This window comes from Erwinia pyri (genome assembly GCF_030758455.1).
GTDB classification, from domain to species: Bacteria; Pseudomonadota; Gammaproteobacteria; order Enterobacterales; family Enterobacteriaceae; genus Erwinia; species Erwinia pyri.
Genome location: NZ_CP132353.1, coordinates 2,625,598 through 2,647,023, shown reverse-complemented (window position 1 = coordinate 2,647,023; position 21,426 = coordinate 2,625,598). Strand labels below are relative to the sequence as shown.

The following is a 21,426-nucleotide window of genomic DNA, read 5'->3' as shown; positions in this document are numbered from 1 at the left end:
GGGAACAGAGATATTTACCCGTTGCTGAGTAATAAAGCAGCGACAACCAAAGCGTTAAAGCAAAAAAATCGCCGCATAAAGCGGCGAGGGTGAAGCATCAGATGTTTGCGCCGTCAGGCATTTCCCAGCCAAGCGCCTCGACAATTGCCCTGCGATAGGGCGTCGTCAGTTGAGCCGGAACGCGCTCAATATAGCGCCGTGCATGGTGTCGTTTTTCGCCTTCCAGCCCACTCAGATAGGCGATCGCATCCCCGACGGAAGGGATTTTCCCTTCCACAGAGTCACTTTTGGCCGGCAGCGCGGTCCAGATCACCGCATCGATTCCTCTGGCCTGCGCCCACTCTGCCAGCAGGCCGACCGGCCGCTCAGTCACTGTCAGGCTGCCAATGCCATCAGCGCGACCGGCGGGGATCCCTTCCCGCAGGCTGAGCGCATGCCGCGCTGCCGCCAGGTCGTCCGTCTCCAGCCACGCCCACAACACCGGTAAGGGGGCAGCATTCACGCAAATTGCCGTAGCCAGTTCGCCTGCCTCTCCAACCCGACAAAACTCAATGGGTATAGCGGGGCCATCCTTCTTCCATTCCCCTTTAACGGGCAACTGTTGCTGTTTCCAGATAAGCGACCCCCACCCCAGGCAAGCAATTTTCATCTGTCCCTATCCCCTACATCACTGAATTGACGATAAAACATCAAGTTTAGTAGGGGGTTCCTGTTTTTGTCGATGCGGAGAGCAGCGCTTCTGCTGCTTTTTTACCGGCCAGAAAAGCGTGATCGGAATTGTAATATTCCCATTCGCTGTATCTCCCGGAGAGGGTGATGCCGTACTGACTGAGCCACTGCCGAATTTTCGTCACGTTTGCCTGACGCTGGTGGTCATAAATCACATAGGCGCAGGGAATATCGGTCTGGGAGGCGGTAAGCACCTCATCATCAGCGGTAAAAAGCCCCACTCTGATGCAATCCTCTATACAGCGCTGGTTCAGCGCTTCCCCGGTTAAAGGCAGCGGCGAGTCTTCGGTATAGGTCATTTCGCAAGTCAGGCCAAACCCATTTTCCGGGTTGCAGTATGGACTGGCATTGCCCTGCATAAAGACACGATGGAACAGCGTATCGCCAGGATAATAGACCCAGTGCTTATCAGTAATATTTGCCCGGCCAATCCCCAGATTTACGCAACGTACGGAGGTGAACTTAAGCCCTGCGGCCGCCTCCCTGATCTCCTGTGGCGCAAATGTTCCCATCATCCTGATTAATTCCGGTAAAGGTAGCGTGCTGATCAACGACTCATACTGATAGCGCTGCCCGTCAGAGAGGATCACTCGGCGTTGCGCCGGTTGGATGCGGACAATTTCCGCGCCTGTTTTCAACGTCCCTTTCAATAACGGCAGGAAACCGGACATTAACGCCTGGAAACCGCCCTGCAGAGGATAGGCAAAGCGGGCATTCGGCCCCACAGGTTTGGCAGAAGGCTCAAGCGCACCCTCAATAATCTGCGCCAGGTCAGGCAAGGGCACCCGACCTCCCAGCCAGGAGGTCTCCATTTCAGTAAGCGGAACTTTCCAGATCTTTTTGTTGTAGGGAATGGCGAAATGTTTGGCTATGCCGGCGCCCCACGTACGATAAATAAACGACTCGAAATCGGGACACTCTTTATCTTCAGCCGTCAGCGTGCAGTCACCCTCTGCGGACACAGTGCCATCAGCACAACAATCTTTATCCGCCAGATCACGAACCGCTTTCAGATCGGTGCGTCCATAACGCGCCTCGATGGCGCCCAGCAGGCACTCTTTAATCACTGCGGCTGGTAATCCATATAACGCACCCTGGAAAGGGTAACGGGTATAGACGCCATCGCTCCAGACCCAGGCTTCACGGTTTTGCCAGTGCAGATTTTCACCTAACAGAAGGGTATACATCTCCAGCACATAAGGATCGGCAGAAAACATAATATGGCCAGCGTAATCAAAGACAAATCCCCGGTCGTTTACCGACCGGCACCAGCCTCCCACGGCCTCGTTGCGCTCCAGCAATACCGCCTCTTTGCCGAGATGATAAGCTGCGCTGAGGCCAGTAGGACCCGCACCCAAAATCAGATATTTTGCCGATAGCGGACGCTCTTCCTGCATCGGGAACAGATTCACCACCGAAGTATCCTCAACAGAAAGGTAATTTGCCTGCTTAGGCTGCGGGCGGGCCGCTTCATCAATCAGATCTTTCATCTGCGCAGCGGTTTTTAACCAGGAACTTCTGCCGACAATATCCCGCATTCTCTGCCGCATGATCCGGGTTTCTTTCCCCGTCATCACTAAAGCCTGCTCACAGGCGGTGATAAAACTGGCGGTATCCGTAGCGATAAAAATAAGATCGCCATACAGCATATCGACATCTTTTATCGCTGAGCTGACGACCGGCAGTTCCGCCGCCATATATTCCAGCACTTTTGTGGGGCTGATAAATTGAGTGGATTCATTCAGGGCGAAAGGCATCAGGCAGACGTCCCAGTCCGCCAGAAACTGGGGCAGGGCCTGATAAGGCTGCTGGCCGAAATAGTGAATATTGCTGGCTTGCGGCAGGGAAGAGGGATCTATTTTGACCACCGGGCCGACATAAATAAATTCCCACTCAGGATGCGCCGCCGCTAAAGCGGCTATCAGCGGAAGATCCATACGTTCATCTATAACGCCGTAATAGCCCAGCCTGGGGTGCCGCAACATCTCCTGCAGAGGATGGCCATTACCTCTGTCCAGCGCCTGCTCGAAATGAATGGCATCCACGCTGCTTGGAAAACAGTGAATATTGCTGTGCAGCGATTTTTTAGCGGCAAAAAGACTCGGCCCGCCGGTGAAAATAATATCGGCACGGCTGAAAAGCTCTTTTTCCCGGCTTAGCAACTCGCGTGGCGCATCTTTGAAAGCGGAGAGCTGGTCCATGCAGTCGAAGATGATTAAACCTGGATCGACAGCCTCCATCAGCGGCAACGCCAGCGGCGTATAAAACCAGACATAAGGGGCCTCCTCATCGGCACAATATTCACTGATAAGGGGGCGCATGGCCGCTATCTGCTCGTCGCTGAAGCCGGGCGAATGCATTTCGGTATGGGGACGTGCCACGGTAATATTGGCTGCGGGCTGCGAAAGGTGTAGCCCGGCAGGTCCCTTTTCATACACAGGCTCTTCAACATAGAGAATGCGAAAATGGGGGGCCAGCAGCGTTAAAAGATGCTGTGGACGCTGATAAACAAAATCCCACCGCAGGTGGCTGAACACTATCATTAAAGGGGGCGTCATTTTTCTCTCCTCGCTGTGACGGCTTATGCGGTACTGATGACCCTGAAAATGCTGCAGAAAAGTTCTGGCATTGAGAATGGCATCTGCATAAGGTTGATTTAAGGTTCTTGTAAACAGGCCGGTAGTAAAAGGAGCGACATCCCATATGCCGCTGTGATGCCAGAGATCGCTGTTCTCCCAGTCATGGCGATCAATCGCCGGATAGAGGCAGATCCCCAGCAGCTCTGTTCCCTGCAGCAGAGCGTGCGCAATTTCGCCGGTAATATGATTCAGCCAGGCACCTCTGCCGCTTCCGGGATGACTGGTTTCTGCCAGCAGAATGGGGCGCTGATAGCGTTGATAAAGTGCGCCGAGCAGCAGATGCAGCGGTTCGCGGCGGGGATCGCCCAGATGCCACCAGAGGCGGCGATGGGTAAGCAGCTCCCACTGGTTATCGTGATAATAATTGGCGCCAATAAGGTCCAGATAACGGGGCGCGCCGCCCAGTTCAGGTTCAAGACGACCGCACAACATATCCCACGCCTGGTACTGAGCATCGCTCTCCGCACGGGCCATTTCCTGCAGCTCGTCGTCGGGCGGCACAATATGAATTAAAGGATCGCAGTGCAGGATGCGGGCACGTGGGTCCGCGAGCCAGATCGCATCGCAGGCGGCGATGGCGGCCCTGACCAGTAAGCGCTTGACAGCCATTCCCTCAGGCGGAGAGTCAGCATCTGAGAAGGGAAAAAAGCCTACCGAGAGCGCCCAACTGGTAAAAGAGATCTCATTTATCGGAGAATAGATGGGCGCGCGGTCATAAAACGGCGCGAGAAAACGGGCCAGAGCACCGGAAAAATCACCAAAGCGTTGAATAAATACCGCTTCAGAAACCAGCGCCTCCGCCGGAAAGCCATAGTGGCAGATCGACCAGCTTATCTGAATGCCAGCCTTTCTGGCCGCCCGCATACAGCGCTCTACGCCAGAAAAATCATAGCCTGAGCGGGTAACACACTGTCGCCAGCCGGCGCTCTCCCGCACGGTAGTAATGCCTAACTCAGCCAGTGAAAAATAGTCTTCCTCTACTTGACTCTGGTGTCCATTGGTAAAAGTCATCGATAAGGGTATTCCCTGCCGCGTTATATGATCTGCTCCCTCAAAGCCAGCCTGCCAAAATGATGAAAATGGTGTCATAATTTGTTCCAGCTAAAAATAAACGAGCCCACGAAAATATCGGCCAGGACCTTTTTTATTTTAAGTCCTTTGTGCTTTAAAATGAGGGATATAGTCCTCAAGTTCAGGAAGGCGTTTTTAATAACGTCAGGGAGTCGATTCTTTGAGTATTAGTCTGAGGTTTGAAAAATTCAAATGTGGCAATAAAAATAAGTTAAATTCTCAAAAGTTAACACATTAATTTTTTTATTAATTTTATTGTTTACAACAGGATAAGGGCGGGGCGGCTGGATGATTTATTCTCTCTCTTTAAAGCGTGACGCTGAACACGGTTTAAATGTATTACTAAGAAAATCAGCTGGCATTATTGTTTTTTTGATTAGAAATCAAAGGTAAAGTTTAAATAGCTCTCCCGTGAATGAATTACATTAAAATAGTTAATGCATTCGAATTTTATCAGTTCCATTTATAATTAAATAGCAGCCTTATTAGTTAAAACGTACGGGCGCAGGTAAATTATTTCATGGTCCTGAAAGGAGTAAATATTGCCTGTTTTAAATAGGCAGAAAGAAGTTTATTTCCTGCCCGATAAGAATAAAAATGCGTTACCCGTTACCCGTTACCCGTTACCCGTTACCCGTTACCCGTTACCCGTTACCCGTTATCCGTTACCCAAAAGCAGCAACCCTGCTGAGCAGGGGGCCGGCTATTTTTTTTGCGTGGCGGGACGTAAGAACATGATTAACAGTGAAAGGATGGAAAAGGTCACCAGCGCCACAGTCGCACTACTTTGCGCGGAGATCAGGCCGAAGAGCATGGCGCCGACCACCTGACCCGCGGCCAGCATAAAAAAGGCCACGCTGGCACCGGTCGCCGGGGCCTTCTCCATGGCTGACACGCCACAAACCAGCAGGACGCCTGACAGGGTGATATAGCCCACGCCACAGAGGGCAACGGCGGGGTAAAACCACCCTGACAGCCCGTGGCTGAACGCCAGTAACAGCAGGGGAGCAGCCATGCAGAGCTGAGAAGCGCGGTAAACCTGATGCAGACCCACGGATGAGGCGACCGGGCCGGTCAGCACGCCAAGGATCCCTGCCGCACCGCTAACCAGCCAGAGCAGATTAGTGGTTTGGGCGTCCACACCAACGTGATGACGCAGGATCTCGGGTCCAAAACTCCACCATGCGGCGCTGGCCATGCCACTTACAAAGGCAATAATCATCAGACGTAGCAGCGGACGGCAAAAAAGTGTTTCCCGCCAGTTTCCTTTCTCTGCACCCGCACTCACGCTTTCACGCGGCAGCCAGCGCAGAGCGGGCAGGGCACAAATCAACGCCAGCAGGGCAAAAATCCAGCAGGCCATGCGCCAGCCCCCCGGCACAAAAAAGAGGACCGGCACGGAGAGAATGATGCCTGCGCTGGTGCCGGCATTAATCAAGGTATTCATCCCCGGCTGCTGTTTTTCGGCAACCACACGACTCACCGCGTCGGCAAGGGATGGCGAGGCGAAGCCCGGGCTTAAACCGGCAATAAAAATCCCGGCAGCAAGCCCTGCCGGAGCGGTTGAGAGTGCCAGCACAATCAGACCGATCGCGGCAAACCCTGCAGCTGCAACTGCCATCAGACGCGGCCCCGCACGCTTTGCCAGCAGCGGTGAAAAGAGGATAGTCAGACAGTAAGCCACAAAGCTACAGGCAGAAAGCAGGCCTGCTACCCGCGGGGTGAAGGGGATATCGCGTATCACATCGGGCATCATCAGCCCCCAGGAGAAGCGGGCCAGGCCGTAGCTGACGGCAATCAGCGAAAAGCCGGTGATGCCAAGCGTCAGGGCACTTTTCATCGCTTCACCTCCGGCCTGGCGATCAACCGACTGGCCGCCTCCCCCGCATGGCGGGCAGCGTCCATGCCTACCACCAGCGCAGTGGTAATAGCCCCTTCAAACAGCATCCAGAGGGCATCAGAAAGCGCCTCGTTCTCTTCTCCCTGCGCATGGCTGACACAGGCTGCGATATACCTTCTTAAGGTGTAGCGGTAGTCGAGAGCGAGCGCTGACAGGATCAGATCTTCTTCCGCATACTCGCCCCATGCTTTCATAAAGAAGCATCCCAGCGCGCCCTGTTCCTGCATCCACTTGCCCAACACGCTAAAAAGCTGGCTTATCGCCTCCGGGTGCGAGGGATGAAACAGATCGGCAAAGAATCTCTCACTCCTTGCCGTCATAACTGCGCTGGTGAGCACCTCCCGTGAGGGAAAATAGCGATACAGCGTCCTGGTTGAGACGCCCGCTTCGCGGCAGATCCGGTCCGTGCTGGTGGCATGGAAACCGTTGAGGTAGAACAACCGCTCGGCGGCCTGAAGGATATCTTGTTTTTTATTCATCCTTAAAAAGTAAACCGATCGTTTTACTTTTGCAACCTGGCTTCGGCAAAAAAGCGGCTCAGCTCCCGGGCGATCGCCTGCGGCTGCTCCTCCGGCATAAAGTGTCCGCAGTAAGGAACCAGCACGCCGGAAACTTCCTCTGCATAGGGGCGCAGCGGAGCCGCCATATCGGCAATTGAACCCTCTCCGGCACTGATTGCCAGAATGGGTGGCGTAAGTTTGCCGTTGGCCTGCAGGGCTTTGTTTTGCTGAGCGGAGAGCGCAGCGGATCGATAGTAAGCCAGCCCTGCGCGCAGGCCGCCGTTCTGCATCATCACCCGCAGGTACTCCTCAATATCCTGCTCTGTAAACACGTCCGGGCAGGCGGTTTTACGCTTCAGAAACCATTCCAGGTAGAGGCGCTCATGGCCCGCAATCAGCGCTTCCGGCAGGTCGGGAATGGCATGAAAGGCAAAGTGCCAGGTTTTCCAGGCTTTATCGGGCGTAACGGGCAGGGCGTCCGGCAGAGTCACACCGGGAATGCCGGCATCCAGCAACGCCAGGCGTTTCACCTCATTACCGTAGAGAGCCGCATAGGGCCAGGCAACCCAGGCTCCCACATCGTGGGCCGCCAGAAAGTAGCGGCTGATGCCGAGCGCGGCCAGCAGACCATGTACCTTTTCGGCGAGCGAACGCGTGTCGTAACCTGACTCTGGCCGGTCTGAGTCGCCCTGGCCGGGCAGATCCGGGGCAATGATGCGCCAGGTGGTTCCCATTAATGCCATCACGCTGCGCCAGGCGTACCAGCTCTGCGGGAAACCGGCGAGCAGCACTACCGTTTCCCCCTCAGGATTGCCGCCGATGACATAATGGAGCCTGACGCCATCAACCGTAGCGTAGCGGTGTTCAAAACCGGCGAGGGTATCGTCTGCGATAGCTACAGGCTCTGCCTGTGCGTGGCGAACGGGGGAAGCGCTAACCGGCTCTTTTAACTGTGAACTCATCTTCTCTCCTCACGGGGCTCTGTTCTGCCTTCAGGCAGAAGGTTGATTAGGAAATGATTATTTCCTAAATGGGTAAATTTTTAATCGAGCAGCTTCATCGCGAGCGTAACGATCGCCTCTCTGTTGGTCAGGTTTTGCGTTTTGCCTACCACGCGCATGCCAAAGGTGAGGCAGAGCATCACTTCAGCAACTGTTTCCAGCTCCAGGGCGGGGGAGACTGAGCCTTCCTGCTGTGCCTGGGTTAACAGCGAGAGCAGCGCACTTTTGTTGCGCATCACGGCTTGCTGAACCAGATCGGCCAGCGCCGGATTCAGCACCTGCAGTTCTGTAGCGCTGCCGACCACCAGACAGCCGCGACGGCCTTCCACATCATGAGCGGACTCCAGATAGAACCTGAGCAGATCCGCCAGCCGTTCCCGTGCGGTGGGCAGCTTCTCCAGCCGCTGCCGCAGCGTAGCGTTACGTAATGAGGTATAGCGTTCAAACACCTGAAGAAAAAGGGTTCGCTTATCCTTAAACGCTTTATAAATGCTGCCCGCGGTCAGGTTCATCGCCTCACTTAAATCGGCAATGGAGGCGGCATGAAACCCTTTCTGCCGGAACACCAGCATGGCGTTATCCAGCGCCAGGTTGGTATCAAAGGCTCTGGGCCGACCGCGCTCTTTACTTTCGCGGAGAGGGGAAGATGAGTGGCGCATAGCAATCCAATAGGGAAATGATTGTTTCCAAAATGCCACAGCGTGGGCGGGATGGCAAGAAGGGGAATATGATGAAAAGAAATTTTATTGCTATCAGCATTCATAATGGCGTGAAAAAGAAAAAATTTACAGGTAAAAGAGTCTTCAGTTCATCACCGGAAAATGTTTATGCCAGCCATTCCCTTACCTTTTGTCACTGCAATTATGCTAGTAATGGTATTTATCAGGTTAGCCATGAAAAGAGATCGAGCCCTCAGGCCGGCACTTTTTTTTATTGTTGCCTGCATCGCTATGGTTACGTTGGTTGGTTTGCGCTGGAGCGGAAACTTTCAGCATGTACGTCAATTGCAACCCATACTGGCCTGTACGCTTCCACTGTTAGCCTGGCATAGTTTTCGTTCTTTAATATCGGTAAGTAAGTGGCGCTTCTGGGTACTGTTTGGGCTAATCATTATTGCAACAGGAGGCCTGGTTTTCTTCCCTTTACGGAATTTTCCTGTTGATTATTTTATCGCCACTTTAAGCCTCCTGTTTGGTGTAGCTCTCATCAGAATAGCGAATAGAGGAGCAGACATTTTTAGCTTGAGCCGATTGAGCGAGGCACCCGAAATACAAAAAGTAGCTTCTCTGGTTGGTGTTCTACTGTGCTTTTCAGGAATAGGTGACTTAGTAATAGCGTTTGATTTCACACTCTATGCGGGCCAGCATGTGTTAACCATGGTCATTACAGGGCAGTTATTTGTTCTGATCTTTCTGGCTACACTCTTAGTTAAAGTTGGGCAAAGCCAGCCTGTACAGGAAGGAGAACTGAAACAGGCTCCTGAAACAAGCCAGTTGGAAAACGTTACTGAAACCAGTCAGGTGACTAATGTCGAAGAGGACAATATTATTTGTCAGAAGGTCAATGATTTCATCATTGCGCAGCGTCTCTATCGCGATCCCGACCTTACGCTTGAGCGTCTGGCACGAAAGGTTCTTATTCCGGGCAGAAGAATTTCTCAGGCTATTAATCGCGTCCAGAATCGTAACGTTTCACAGATGATAAATAGTTACCGTATTGTAGAGGCCCAGCGTCTGCTAAAAACCACCAGCCTTACGGTAACTGAGATTATGGATGAATCGGGTTTTCGGACAAAGTCTAACTTTAATCGCGAATTTTTACGGACAGCTGGGATGAATCCTGGAGAATACCGCCGTGCTTGTCCACCAGAGATCCCTGAGACTTTATAGGACAATAATTCAGGGATACCGCCAGGAAATCGATGATTTGGTGCTGGATTTCTTGATGGAGTGTTGCTCTGCTACGTTGCGTAGCATCACGACAGATAATTCCCTCTCCTGGGGCATCTTTATCTATTAGTTGTGCAGCATTGGGTTTGCATAGTTGCATGAAACTGAAATGGGAAGCATCGGGAATAATATTAAACTTGACCAGGGAGGGAGGAAGATACTTGGCCAGATAACCGGACTCGTCATGGGCTGGTAAGTCCGCAATATTATTTCCGGCTGCGAGAAGTAAAACAGGGATTGTTATGTGAGAGAGGCTTGCTTGGGTAAAGCCACGCACCAACCCTGCATCCAGCGCTATCACCGACTTTATCCGTGGGTCTGCCAGGGCTGCGGCAAAATGCCGATCGGCATCAGGGGTATTCAATCCCAATTTCTTCTGCAGATTACACACTGTGACCGACGATGTTTTTTTACACTCTCTACGGAATTGCGTGGGTGAAAATTTGGCACCTGCAAGAGCCATGACTGTCCAGCCTCCCAGGGAATGGCCTGTTGCGGCAATACGTTTATCATCAATTTTGCCTACTAAAGTGGCATTTGCCAATAGATAGTTCAATACGCGGGTCAAGTCGTGCGGCCTTAACCAGAGCCTGGAGGCTTCTGCCGGATTTTTGTTTAGCGCGGTGGTTCCAGGATGATCGGGAGCGGCAACTATATACCCCTGAGCTACAAGCGCCGCTGCAAGCCAGCTAAGGTTACGCCAGCTTCCACCGTAACCATGGGAGAGCAGGACAAGAGGGTGTTTTTCGGGCCCCGGTGGAGCGTCAGTGATGACATCAACGCCATAAAACGCCGCGTTCTCTCCTACAGGCTTAAGCCCGCTCTCAAGTTGTATGGGATACCACATTGTGACAGAGAGCGTACGTTCTCCGGGAGAAATCAGCACTGACTGATGAAAACCTACAGAAGCGTGCAGCTCGGTATTCACTATCAAAAGCAAAAGAATCACAAAATAAAAACGGTTCATAACTGTTCCTGAATGAGTGATAAAAGCCTTTTTTATCAGTTCACTGACTCATCCCTCGACCTCAAACACGATTCAGGTCGGCGAAACAGAATGATTTTTCTCTACTCTGCTAATAATCCGCTTCTTAGTTTCATCAGGAGCTCATGACAGATGAAACTACCGCGCCGCATAAATAATATAAGTAACCACCCCGAAGATGTTGAGGCCCTGTTCATCATTAATATCGATGGCCGGATAGCTGGGATTCATGGAGAGCAGTTTGACGCAGGGGATCAGCTGTAGCTTCTTCAGGGTAAATTCGCCATCAACGGCAGCAATCACCCGGTCGCCATGCTGCGGCTTCAACGAGCTGTCCACCACCAGCAGATCGCCATCGTTAATATTGCCCTCGATCATCGAATTCCCGGCAGCACGGATAAAGTAAGTGGCGCTGGGGTGGCTGACCAGCAGCTCATTCAAATCAATTCTGGACTCAACATAGTCTGCGGCGGGGCTGGGAAAGCCGCAGGCCACGCGTTCGACATAGAGGGGCAAAGCCAGGGAAAGCGGGGTTTCAGCCAGCTGATAGATATTCATTATTATTACTCAATGTTACTGTGTATCTATACAGTATTATCAATCGCGCCAAGCAAGCAAGTGCTTCATAAGCAAAAATTTCTACCCTCCTGTTCCCTGAGAACATTTAGCGCTTGTCCGACAGCCGTTTTCCGTCCCCTCTGCTGAGACAACCGCAGGCAGAATGATGAGTTCCAGACTGCATAGTGCAGCGGGTAATTTGTAAAAATCCCGTAAAAAGTGCCTTCAGCCAGCGCATCTACTGAAGGTTTTATCGCCAGGGCCGATACCTGTGTTGAAGGGAGGAACAGGGGGAACAGGCAGAGGATGATAAAGCGAATTCAGGTACAGGAACTGCGGCTCGGAATGTATGTGCATAAGCTGGAAGTTTTCTGGCTCAAGCACCCGTTGGTGCGTAACCATATGCTACTCACTACCGATATGCAGATTCAGATCATTGCAGAGAACGGCATCAAAGAGGTCTGGATAGATCTGGCTAAAGGTCGCGGCCCTGATAAAGCTGAAACCGGGGCCGGATCCGATCCGGGCATGACCTCATCTGGCCCGCTCAGTATGTATGAAGAGCTCGGGCAGGCGCAGGCGATCTGCCAGAATGCCAAAGGGCGAGTGATGGGTATGTTCAGCGATGCCCGGCTCGGCAGAACCATTAACACGGACAGTACGCTGCCGCTGGTGGATGAAATTGGCGGATCGATCAGTCGGCATCCGGCGGCTCTGCTGAGCGTGGTGCGGCTTAAAACCCATGACGACTATACCTATCTGCATTCAGTGGCGGTCTGTGCGTTGATGGTCTCTCTGGCGCGGCAGCTTGAGCTGAATGAAGAGCAGGTGCGGCGGGCGGGCATGGCCGGGCTGTTGCATGATGTCGGAAAAGCGGGCATCCCCCTGGATATCCTCAACAAGCCGGGCAAGCTGACCGAGGCAGAATTCAATACTATGAAGCAACATCCGATCATCGGTGAAGCCTTGCTGCGTAAAAGCGGCGGCGACGAGGATTTGCTGGATGTGGCGTTACATCATCATGAGAAGGTAAACGGCTGCGGTTATCCGCACGGGCTGAAGGGCAACGACATTTCGCTGCTGGCCCGGATGGCTGCCGTTTGCGATGTTTATGATGCTGTTACCTCAAACCGGCCTTACAAGGCTGGCTGGAACCCTGCCAGCGCCATGCATCAGATGGCGAGCTGGGATGGGCATTTCGATCGTAAAGTGTTTTATGCCTTTGTGAAGGCGGTAGGCATCTATCCGGTAGGGTCGGTGGTTCGCCTGGCTTCAGGGCGCATTGCCGTGGTTGCAGAACCCGGTGGCGGTTCCCTGCTGCAGCCGAAAGTCTGCGCTTTCTATTCGCTGGTGACTAACCAGACAATCTCGCCGGAAAAGGTCGATCTCTCAGATCGATTTTGTTGGGACAGCATTACCGGCCCGGAAGAGTCCGCTCAGTGGAAGGGGATGAACCCTGATGCGCTGTGGATGGCACCGGTAGCCTGAGCGGTGGCCAAACTGCGCATTACCTTATCGCTTAACTGCAAAGAATTTCTCATAGCGTTGACCTTCCCTCTGCCCATCATCCTTACGTCTCCTTAACTCCCTACGCTGCATCACTATTGTCATACAAGCCTTTCTGGCCCAGCCTCTACTTTTCCCGAGCCATACAGAGAAACATTTCGCCTTTATCCTATGTATTTTTCTCCAGTGATTTGCCAGTCTGTATCACCAGATCCAGACCGGTTGCCCCGTTTCGCCTGGCAAAATCGGCATCGGCCACTATACTGAATACTGATAATGTTGCGTTTTCCTCGTGCGTTGGGGTCATACAGGTTTTTCTGTCCCAGCCCGTTTATCGGGTGCCTGCTTAACGTAGCGCCGTAACATACTCAATCAGGAGGAATACTTTGAACACCCAGAATGAGTCCGGTCCCCGGTTAGCCGTGGGCGGACAGTACGCTTTCTTCTTTGATGTTGACGGGACGCTGGCTGCAATCCAGTCCCGACCAGATGAAGTGTTTATCCCAGAGCAGGTTATTGCTCATCTTGACCAGTTGGCCCGGTTATCGAACGGTGCGCTGGCACTGGTCTCCGGCCGTCCGATAGCAGAACTGGACGCGCTCGCTTCTCCTCTCCATCTTCCTCTGGCAGGCGTCCACGGCGCTGAACGCCGGGATGCTCAAAATCACCTTGAACGTCTCTCCCTGCCGGATGAGGTTGCCAGCTCGCTCTCAGCACTGCTGAGCGAAGCGATGGCAAAGATGCCCGATACCCAACTTGAAACCAAAGGAATGGCCTTTGCGCTGCACTATCGTCGCGCGGAGCACTATCAGCAGGAGATCCTCGCCCTGGCTGAAGCGATGACCGAACGGTTCCCTATGCTGGCGCTGCAACCAGGCAAATGCGTGGTGGAGCTGAAGCCGAAAGGCGTGAATAAAGGCGCTGCAATTAACGATTTTATGCAGCAGCCTCCTTTTGCTGGCAGAACGCCCGTCTTTATTGGCGACGATCTGACAGACGAAGCCGGTTTTACCGTGATTAATGCCCTGGACGGCATCACCATTAAAGTGGGCGAGGGTCCGACAGAAGCGACTTCGCGGCTGGCGGATGTTAACGCCGTGTATCACTGGCTGGAACAAACACTATTACAATTAGATCAAGACGAAACAACGTCGGTAAGGAGTTAAGGTTATGAGTCGCTTAGTAGTCGTATCTAACCGCATCGCTGTACCCGATGGGTCAAAAACCAGCGCTGGTGGTCTGACCGTGGGAATTATGGATGCCCTGAAAACCACCGGTGGATTGTGGTTTGGCTGGAACGGCGAAATCAATGAAATCGGTGAAGATGACGAGGAGATGAGCCTGTTTGAACAGGACAACGTCACCTACGCCTCGTTTGGGTTGAATCAGAATGATTATGACCTCTATTACCTGCAGTTCTCTAACGCGGTGATTTGGCCCGCCTTCCACTACCGTCTGGATTTAGTGAATTTCCAGCGTGAAGCGTGGGAAGGGTACTGCAACGTGAACACCATGCTGGCAAAACGCCTGCTGCCTTTCCTGAAGCCAGACGACATTCTCTGGATCCACGATTACCATCTGCTGCCTTTTGCTGCCGCGCTGCGTGAGCTGGGGGTAACCAACCGGATTGGCTTCTTCCTGCATATCCCGTTCCCGACGCCTGAAATTTTCAACGCGCTGCCGCCGCATAACGAGCTGCTGGAGATGCTTTGCGATTACGATCTGCTGGGCTTCCAGACGGAGAGTGACCGCACCGCGTTCCTGGAGTGCCTGTCACTGATGACGCAGCTGCAGACCAGCGGCAAACAGCACCGCGCCTTTGGCAATACTTTTGCTACCGAGGTTTATCCTATCGGGATTGAGCCGGACAGCATTAAAGAGATGGCCGAAGGGCCGTTGCCACCAAAAATGGCGGCGATGAAAAGAGATCTGGGCGATGCCAAAAATATCATTGCCTGCGAACGTCTCGACTATTCCAAAGGGTTGCCTGAACGTTTCCTTGCCTATGAAGCGCTGCTGGAAAATTACCCGGAACACCGCGGTAAGATCCGTTACTCACAAATCGCTCCTACTTCGCGCGGGGATGTGCAGGCCTATCAGGACATCCGTCATCAGCTGGAAACGGAAGCAGGGCGCATTAACGGTAAGTACGGCACGCTGGGATGGACACCGCTCTACTACCTTAACCAGCACTTCGATCGTCGGCTGTTGATGAAAATATTCCGTCTGACGGATATTGGCCTGGTGACGCCGCTGCGTGACGGCATGAACCTGGTAGCGAAAGAATATGTCGCGGCACAGGACCCGGACGATCCGGGTGTGCTGGTGCTCTCTCGCTTCGCCGGTGCTGCTAATGAGCTGACCTCTGCGCTGATTGTTAACCCGTACGATCGTGACGAAGTCGCTGCCGCTCTGAATCAGGCAGCTACGATGCCGCTGAATGAGCGTATTTCCCGCTATAACGACATGATGGCGGTATTACGCAGAAATGATATTACGCACTGGCGTAAAAGTTATCTTAAGGATTTAGAGGCGATAGCGCCCCGTAACGCGGAGCATGGAGAGGGCGGTAAAGTGGCTGCTTTCCCACGGCTGGCATAAATTATGCCATCCGCAACAAGGGCGACTTCTGCTCCTCTAGCATAAGTTGTGCCAGACTTTCTAAGGGCGATCTCAGATCGCCCTTTTTTTATGCAAAAATCAGCTAAAAATTGAGACCTCTGTCTTAAATGCGTCATAAAAAGAGCCATTAATAAGAAAAATAACGAAAAAATGGCATTTCACCTAAAGAATCAGCGGCGCCTGCCGATACTGAGTGTGAAAAGTAAAATCCCTTCCAAAACATTCGTATCCCTTATGTTACTCCCCGTTACATCCCTTTTCACACCCTGAACACAAGCCTGGCAAGGCTTACGGAACGTTATCGCTTGCTGTTAAAAATCTGTGTTACGTCACAATTCAGTCATCATATACAGAGCTGACAGTCACTGAATGTGACTATTCTCTATCCACTGCCAATCGCCTCAATCCAGCACAAAATTCTGTTTATTTTTGTCAGCACAGGAACTTCAGCTGATATTGATCTTAATCACACCGCCGTTCCCTTTAATACTCGTAAACGGAATCATTTTCATTTGGAAATGTGTGCCTGAGCATAAAATTTAACAAAAAAGGGGGGAATTGATTAGTTAGTGAACTAACCAACAGCAATGCTGAAGAGTTATTTTAGTTAATTTAGCCCAAAAGTGTGACCTGCGTCACACTTTATCTAAAATTTCGGTTGGCTCTCGTTGTATGTCGAAATCAGAGGGGATAGAGTTGCCTTGTTTTCGGAATAGTCCTAAAAGGCAGCAGGAAAAATCCTAAAGCCAGGGCAGGAAACGAGAATAAAGACCGGAAGCAGTAACTGGCAAAATGAGTTAATGACTACTTTCTGCACAGCAGCGATTAAGGCAGCTGGCAGCTTCGCAAACGTTTGGCTTCTGCCACTTAATTATTTGCCATTTTAGAATTACCCAGCAGCAACCAAGGTAGCGGCGCAATCCGCAAACGTTTAAGTAGCGTCAGTCAGGATGGAAAGAAAAATGGGTACATCAGAATTACTCAAACATATTTACGACATCAACTTGTCTTATTTATTGCTTGCGCAACGCCTTATTAACCAGGAAAAAGCCTCTGCAATGTTTCGTCTGGGCATTGATGAGCCGATGGCTGATGCACTGTCGCAGCTGACGCTGCCAGAAATGGTGAAGCTGGCTGAAACCAATCAGTTAGTTTGCCAGTTCCGTTTTAATGACCATAATACGATTACTCGCTTAACAAAAGAGTCCCGCGTGGATGATTTACAGCAAATCCATACCGGCATTCTGTTATCCAGCCGTTTATTACGCAACGTGTCAGGGAAATCTGACGAATTGCCGAAAAAGAGGGCGAGTTAATGAGCGAGAAAAGTATTGTTCAGGAAGCGCGTGATATTCAGCTGGCGATGGAGTTAATTTCGTTGGGCGCGCGCCTGCAAATGTTAGAAAGCGAAACGCAATTAAGCCGTGGCCGCTTAATTAAGCTTTATAAAGAACTGCGCGGCAGTCCGCCGCCGAAAGGCATGCTGCCTTTCTCAACCGACTGGTTTATGACCTGGGAGCAGAACATCCACTCCACGATGTTCTGTAACGCCTGGCAGTTTTTACTCAAAAGCGGGTTGAGCAAGGGTGTGGATGCCGTGATCAAGGCATACCGACTCTATCTCGAGCAATGCCCGCAACAGGACGAAGGCCCGCTGTTGGCGCTGACACGCGCCTGGACCTTAGTCCGGTTTGTTGAGAGCGGAATGCTTGAATTGTCCGACTGCAAATGCTGCGGCGGCAGCTTTATTAATCATGCACATCAGCCAGTCGGCAGCTTTGTCTGCAGCCTGTGCCAGCCGCCATCTCGTGCGGTAAAAAGACGTAAACTTATCGTAGAATCTGCCGATAACATTTCACAACTGCTGGATGAACAGGTTAAACAAGCCGTTTAATAGTGTTCACCACGTGGAATGAATCCAGCAGCGGTTAATAACCGCTGCTTTTTTTTTGCCCACGCCCGGTGAAACAGCCTGACTCCCTCTGGTTCATTTTTAACCCACACGTCACCAGACGTAAGGATCGCTTGTGTTAATTATTTTAGGGTATGTCCTGGTTCTCGGGTCGGTGTTGGGGGGCTATGCAATGGTAGGGGGGCACATGGGTGCGCTCTATCAACCATCAGAGCTTTTGATTATCGGCGGCGCGGGCATCGGTGCCTTTATTGTCGGCAATAATGGTAAAGCGATTAAAGCCACGGTGAAATCCCTGCCTTTATTAATGCGCGGCGCGAAATATAACAAAGCCGTATATATGGATTTGATGGCCTTACTCTATCGCCTGATGGCGAAATCCCGTCAGCAGGGGATGCTTTCACTGGAAGGGGATATTGAAAGTCCGCAGGAAAGTGAAATTTTCGCTAATTACCCGCGCATTCTTGCCGATAAAAGATTGGTGGACTTCATTACCGACTATTTGCGACTGATGGTCAGCGGCAATATGAATGCCTTTGAGATCGAAGCGCTGATGGATGAAGAGATTGAAACCTACGAACACGAATGCGAAGTCCCGGCGACGGCACTGCAAACGGTAGGGGATTCACTGCCAGCCTTCGGGATTGTGGCGGCGGTAATGGGGGTGGTGCATACGCTGGCCGCCGCCGACCGTCCCGCGGCAGAGCTGGGCGCCTCAGTGGCCCATGCGATGGTGGGAACGTTCCTGGGTATTTTACTGGCCTATGGATTTATCTCTCCACTGGCGGGTGTGTTAAGGCAGAAGTGTGCTGAAACCACCAAGATGATGCAGTGCATAAAAGTGACGTTGCTCTCAAGCCTGAATGGGTATGCGCCGCAAATTGCCGTTGAGTTTGGCCGTAAAACGCTCTACTCAACCGACAGGCCGTCGTTTACCGAGCTGGAGGAGCACGTCCGTAACGCGAAATCACCCGCGAAACAGACTTCGGACCAAGACGCATGAAGCATAACAATCACCCCATTATTGTGGTTAAGAAAAAGAAGCACAAAGGCCATGAGGGTGGGCACGGGTCATGGAAGATTGCTTATGCCGACTTCATGACCGCACTGATGGCGTTCTTTATGGTGATGTGGCTGATCTCCATCTCCACACCCACAGAGCGTGAGAGCATAGCGGAATACTTTAAAACGCCGCTGAAAGTAGCCATCACCGGCGGCACGCGCAGCAGTGAAAGCGTCAGCGTAATCCCGGGCGGCGGAGAAGATGTGACGCAGAAAAAGGGAGAAGTGCAGAAGGTCATGGATATGGATGCGCAGAAACGCAAGCTGGATGACATTCGTCTGAACCGTCTGCGTGAAAAGCTCGACCAGCTGATAGAAGCGGATCCAAGACTAAAAGTGCTGCGTCCCCATTTGATCATCAATATGGTGGAGCAGGGCCTGCGGATCCAGATTATCGACAGCCAGAACCGGCCGATGTTTAAAACCGGCAGCGCCGAAGTGGAGACGTACATGCGCGATATTTTACGGGGAATCGCGCCGATCCTTAATGATATTCCGAACAAAATCAGCCTGGCCGGCCACACCGATGACTTTCAGTATGCCAATGGTGACCGTGGGTACAGTAACTGGGAATTGTCAGCCGATCGTGCTAACGCCTCGCGGCGTGAGCTGGTGATTGGTGGGCTGGATAGCGGCAAGATGCTGCGCGTGGTCGGCATGGCCGATACCATGAGATTAAAAAACCGCGGCGCGGATGATGCTGTGAACCGTCGAATCAGTCTGCTGGTGTTGAACCATGACACCGAAGTGCAGATTGAGAAAGAAAATGCGGAAAGCGACGCGACGCAGATCGGCAACGATCCGGGCACGCTTAAAGAAATCGTTGCCCCGGCTATACCGTCCGGAGCAGCAAAAAACCCTGACCCTCAACCTTCAGAGGCTGGGCCAGCGGGTGATAAAACGACGCCGGGAGCAGTAGCCCCGGTTAAGCTAACACCAGCGGTTCAGACCGATCGCGACTCACAGCAGAGGTGATCCCGTGAGCATGGATATCAGCGATTTTTATCAAACGTTTTTCGATGAAGCCGACGAACTGTTGGCCGACATGGAACAACACCTGCTGGGATTAGACCCGCAGGAACCCGATTCGGAACAGCTTAACGCTATCTTCCGTGCGGCCCACTCAATTAAAGGCGGAGCGGGGACCTTTGGTTTTACTGTATTACAGGAAACCACGCATATTCTGGAAAACATTCTCGATGGTGCTCGTCGCGGCGAAATGCAGCTGAGCACCGATATCATCAACCTGTTTTTGGAAACTAAAGATATTATGCAGGAACAGTTGGATGCCTATAAGACCGCCACGGAACCGAATGCCGAGACGTTTGAATACATCTGTCAGATGCTGCGTCAGCTGGCCCTGGAAGCCAAGGGTGAGGTGATTGAGCCGCCAAAAATGCTGGCGACTGCAGCTGCCCCGGCAGCCGCACCGGCCGCCGGTCTGAGGCTGGCGCTGGTTGATCTGAGGCCGAACGAAATCCCGCTGATGCTGGAAGAGCTAGGCAATCTGGGCACCGTTTCTGACGTGGTGAAGGGTGAAACCTCCGTTGAACTCACCCTGGACTCCTCCGCAGGTCAGGATGATATCGTGGCCGTGCTTTGCTTTGTGATTGAAGAGTCGCAAATCAAATTCCCCGCCGCCGGTGCCCCTGCGCCGGTAGCGGAAGTGGTGGTCGAAGAGCCGGTTGAAGAACCTTCTGCGCCGCTGGCAACCGTCAGCGACATCACGCCTGCCGTGAAACGTGAAGCGCCGAAAAAAGCGGCCGCGCCGAAAGCCAGTGAATCTACCAGCATCCGCGTTGCGGTGGAAAAAGTGGATCAGCTGATTAACCTGGTGGGCGAGCTGGTGATCACCCAGTCTATGCTGGCGCAGCGTTCAGGCGAGCTGGACCCGGTGGCGCATGGCGACCTGCTGAACAGCATGGGGCAGTTAGAACGTAACGCCCGTGACCTGCAGGAATCAGTAATGTCCATCCGTATGATGCCGATGGAGTATGTCTTCAGCCGCTTCCCGCGCCTGGTTCGCGACCTGGCGAGCAAGCTCGGCAAAGAGGTAGAGCTGACCCTGCAGGGTAGTTCTACCGAACTGGATAAGAGCCTGATCGAACGCATTATTGACCCGTTAACCCACCTGGTGCGTAACAGCCTGGACCACGGTATCGAGTCACCTGAAAAACGCCTGGCCGCGGGCAAAGACGCGGTAGGCAACCTGACGCTCTCCGCCGAGCATCAGGGTGGCAACATCTGCATTGAAGTGGTGGATGACGGTGCGGGCCTGAACCGTGAACGTATTCTCGCCAAAGCGCTCTCGTCCGGCCTGCCGGTCAGCGAGTCGATGAGCGATGAAGAGGTTGGCATGCTGATCTTCGCCCCTGGCTTCTCAACGGCGGAGCAGGTGACCGACGTCTCCGGCCGCGGTGTGGGCATGGACGTGGTGAAGCGAAATATCCAGGAGATGGGCGGCCATGTCGAGATCTCCTCTAAGCAGGGCAAAGGCACCACCATCCGTATCCTGCTGCCACTGACGCTCGCCATCCTTGACGGTATGTCGGTACGTGTGGCGAACGAAGTCTTTATTCTGCCGCTGAATGCTGTGATGGAGTCGCTGCAACCGCTGGCTGATGATCTGCATCCGCTGGCCGGAGGCGAGCGCGTGCTGGAAGTGCGTGGCGAATACCTGCCGCTGGTGGAGCTGTGGAACGTGTTCGACGTGCAGGGTGCAAAAACCGAAGCGACTCAGGGCATCGTGGTGATCCTGCAAAGCGCCGGAAAGCGTTATGCAATGCTGGTAGATCAGCTGATTGGACAGCACCAGGTAGTGGTAAAAAATCTGGAAAGCAACTATCGCAAAGTGCCCGGTATCTCTGCGGCCACCATCCTGGGCGATGGTAGCGTGGCGCTGATTGTCGATGTTTCGGCACTGCAGTCTCTCAACCGTGAAAAGCGTGTGGCGGGAGCCGCGGCCTGACTTTAACCGATTAAGGGTAGAACT

The 21,426-nt window shown here is 52.7% G+C and carries 17 protein-coding genes; 9 read left to right on the top strand and 8 right to left on the bottom strand.

The window, feature by feature from the left end; translation table 11 throughout:
- Positions 1 to 97: 97 nt before the first annotated feature.
- From Q3V30_RS12370 to Q3V30_RS12345, 6 genes are all read right to left on the bottom strand, one after another.
- Positions 98 to 649 (bottom strand): hypothetical protein, encoded by a 552-nt coding sequence (locus Q3V30_RS12370; protein WP_306206072.1) that lies wholly within the window; start codon positions 647 to 649, stop codon positions 98 to 100.
- 46 nt (positions 650 to 695) lie between these two features.
- Positions 696 to 4,457 carry an FAD-dependent oxidoreductase gene (locus Q3V30_RS12365; protein WP_306206071.1) on the bottom strand — a complete coding sequence of 1,254 codons (3,762 nt, stop codon included), beginning with the start codon at positions 4,455 to 4,457 and terminating at the stop codon, positions 696 to 698.
- Between the two features lie 685 nt (positions 4,458 to 5,142).
- The gene (locus Q3V30_RS12360; RefSeq protein ID WP_306206070.1) at positions 5,143 to 6,279 is read right to left on the bottom strand and encodes an MFS transporter; all 1,137 of its coding nucleotides are present in this window, start codon (positions 6,277 to 6,279) and stop codon (positions 5,143 to 5,145) included.
- A complete protein-coding gene (locus Q3V30_RS12355) occupies positions 6,276 to 6,818 on the bottom strand; it encodes a TetR/AcrR family transcriptional regulator (RefSeq protein WP_306206069.1) in 543 nt (180 codons plus the stop codon). The genes Q3V30_RS12360 and Q3V30_RS12355 overlap by 4 nt, the downstream gene beginning before the upstream one ends.
- Positions 6,819 to 6,841: 23 nt before the next feature.
- Positions 6,842 to 7,801 carry an alpha/beta fold hydrolase gene (locus Q3V30_RS12350; RefSeq protein WP_306206068.1) on the bottom strand — a complete coding sequence of 320 codons (960 nt, stop codon included), beginning with the start codon at positions 7,799 to 7,801 and terminating at the stop codon, positions 6,842 to 6,844.
- Positions 7,802 to 7,881: 80 nt separating this feature from the next.
- A complete protein-coding gene (locus Q3V30_RS12345; protein WP_306206067.1) occupies positions 7,882 to 8,499 on the bottom strand; it encodes a TetR/AcrR family transcriptional regulator in 618 nt (205 codons plus the stop codon).
- Positions 8,500 to 8,667: 168 nt separating this feature from the next.
- On the opposite strand from Q3V30_RS12345, the gene Q3V30_RS12340 reads away from it, so the two are divergent.
- Positions 8,668 to 9,729 carry a helix-turn-helix transcriptional regulator gene (locus tag Q3V30_RS12340; protein ID WP_306206065.1) on the top strand — a complete coding sequence of 354 codons (1,062 nt, stop codon included), beginning with the start codon at positions 8,668 to 8,670 and terminating at the stop codon, positions 9,727 to 9,729.
- Here Q3V30_RS12340 and Q3V30_RS12335 read toward each other — a convergent pair.
- Together Q3V30_RS12335 and umuD are read right to left on the bottom strand one after the other, a co-directional pair.
- Complete coding sequence (locus Q3V30_RS12335) at positions 9,644 to 10,756, bottom strand: alpha/beta hydrolase family protein (protein WP_306206063.1); 1,113 nt, start codon at positions 10,754 to 10,756, stop codon at positions 9,644 to 9,646. The genes Q3V30_RS12340 and Q3V30_RS12335 overlap by 86 nt on opposite strands.
- Before the next feature lie 156 nt (positions 10,757 to 10,912).
- Positions 10,913 to 11,332 (bottom strand): translesion error-prone DNA polymerase V autoproteolytic subunit, encoded by a 420-nt coding sequence (umuD, locus tag Q3V30_RS12330; RefSeq protein ID WP_306206062.1) that lies wholly within the window; start codon positions 11,330 to 11,332, stop codon positions 10,913 to 10,915.
- A 306-nt stretch (positions 11,333 to 11,638) separates the two neighbouring features.
- Between umuD and Q3V30_RS12325 the strand changes: the two genes are divergently transcribed.
- The 8 genes from Q3V30_RS12325 (at position 11,639) to cheA (ending at position 21,402) form a co-directional block, all read left to right on the top strand.
- Entirely contained in the window at positions 11,639 to 12,820 is a 1,182-nt protein-coding gene (locus Q3V30_RS12325; RefSeq protein WP_306206060.1) for a cyclic di-GMP phosphodiesterase, read from the top strand.
- 404 nt (positions 12,821 to 13,224) lie between these two features.
- Positions 13,225 to 14,004, top strand: a complete 780-nt coding sequence (gene otsB, locus Q3V30_RS12320) for a trehalose-phosphatase (protein WP_306206058.1) — start codon at positions 13,225 to 13,227, stop codon at positions 14,002 to 14,004.
- Positions 14,005 to 14,008: 4 nt separating this feature from the next.
- Positions 14,009 to 15,439, top strand: coding sequence for an alpha,alpha-trehalose-phosphate synthase (gene otsA / locus Q3V30_RS12315; RefSeq protein ID WP_306206056.1), 1,431 nt, complete (start codon positions 14,009 to 14,011; stop codon positions 15,437 to 15,439).
- Between the two features lie 983 nt (positions 15,440 to 16,422).
- Complete coding sequence (gene flhD / locus Q3V30_RS12310) at positions 16,423 to 16,776, top strand: flagellar transcriptional regulator FlhD (RefSeq protein ID WP_306206053.1); 354 nt, start codon at positions 16,423 to 16,425, stop codon at positions 16,774 to 16,776.
- The gene (flhC, locus tag Q3V30_RS12305) at positions 16,776 to 17,354 is read left to right on the top strand and encodes a flagellar transcriptional regulator FlhC (RefSeq protein ID WP_306206050.1); all 579 of its coding nucleotides are present in this window, start codon (positions 16,776 to 16,778) and stop codon (positions 17,352 to 17,354) included. Before flhD ends, flhC begins: the two co-directional genes overlap by 1 nt.
- Positions 17,355 to 17,487: 133 nt before the next feature.
- The gene (motA, locus tag Q3V30_RS12300) at positions 17,488 to 18,375 is read left to right on the top strand and encodes a flagellar motor stator protein MotA (RefSeq protein ID WP_306206048.1); all 888 of its coding nucleotides are present in this window, start codon (positions 17,488 to 17,490) and stop codon (positions 18,373 to 18,375) included.
- Entirely contained in the window at positions 18,372 to 19,409 is a 1,038-nt protein-coding gene (motB, locus tag Q3V30_RS12295) for a flagellar motor protein MotB (RefSeq protein WP_306206046.1), read from the top strand. Before motA ends, motB begins: the two co-directional genes overlap by 4 nt.
- Before the next feature lie 10 nt (positions 19,410 to 19,419).
- The gene (cheA, locus tag Q3V30_RS12290; RefSeq protein WP_306206044.1) at positions 19,420 to 21,402 is read left to right on the top strand and encodes a chemotaxis protein CheA; all 1,983 of its coding nucleotides are present in this window, start codon (positions 19,420 to 19,422) and stop codon (positions 21,400 to 21,402) included.
- Positions 21,403 to 21,426 lie beyond the last annotated feature (24 nt).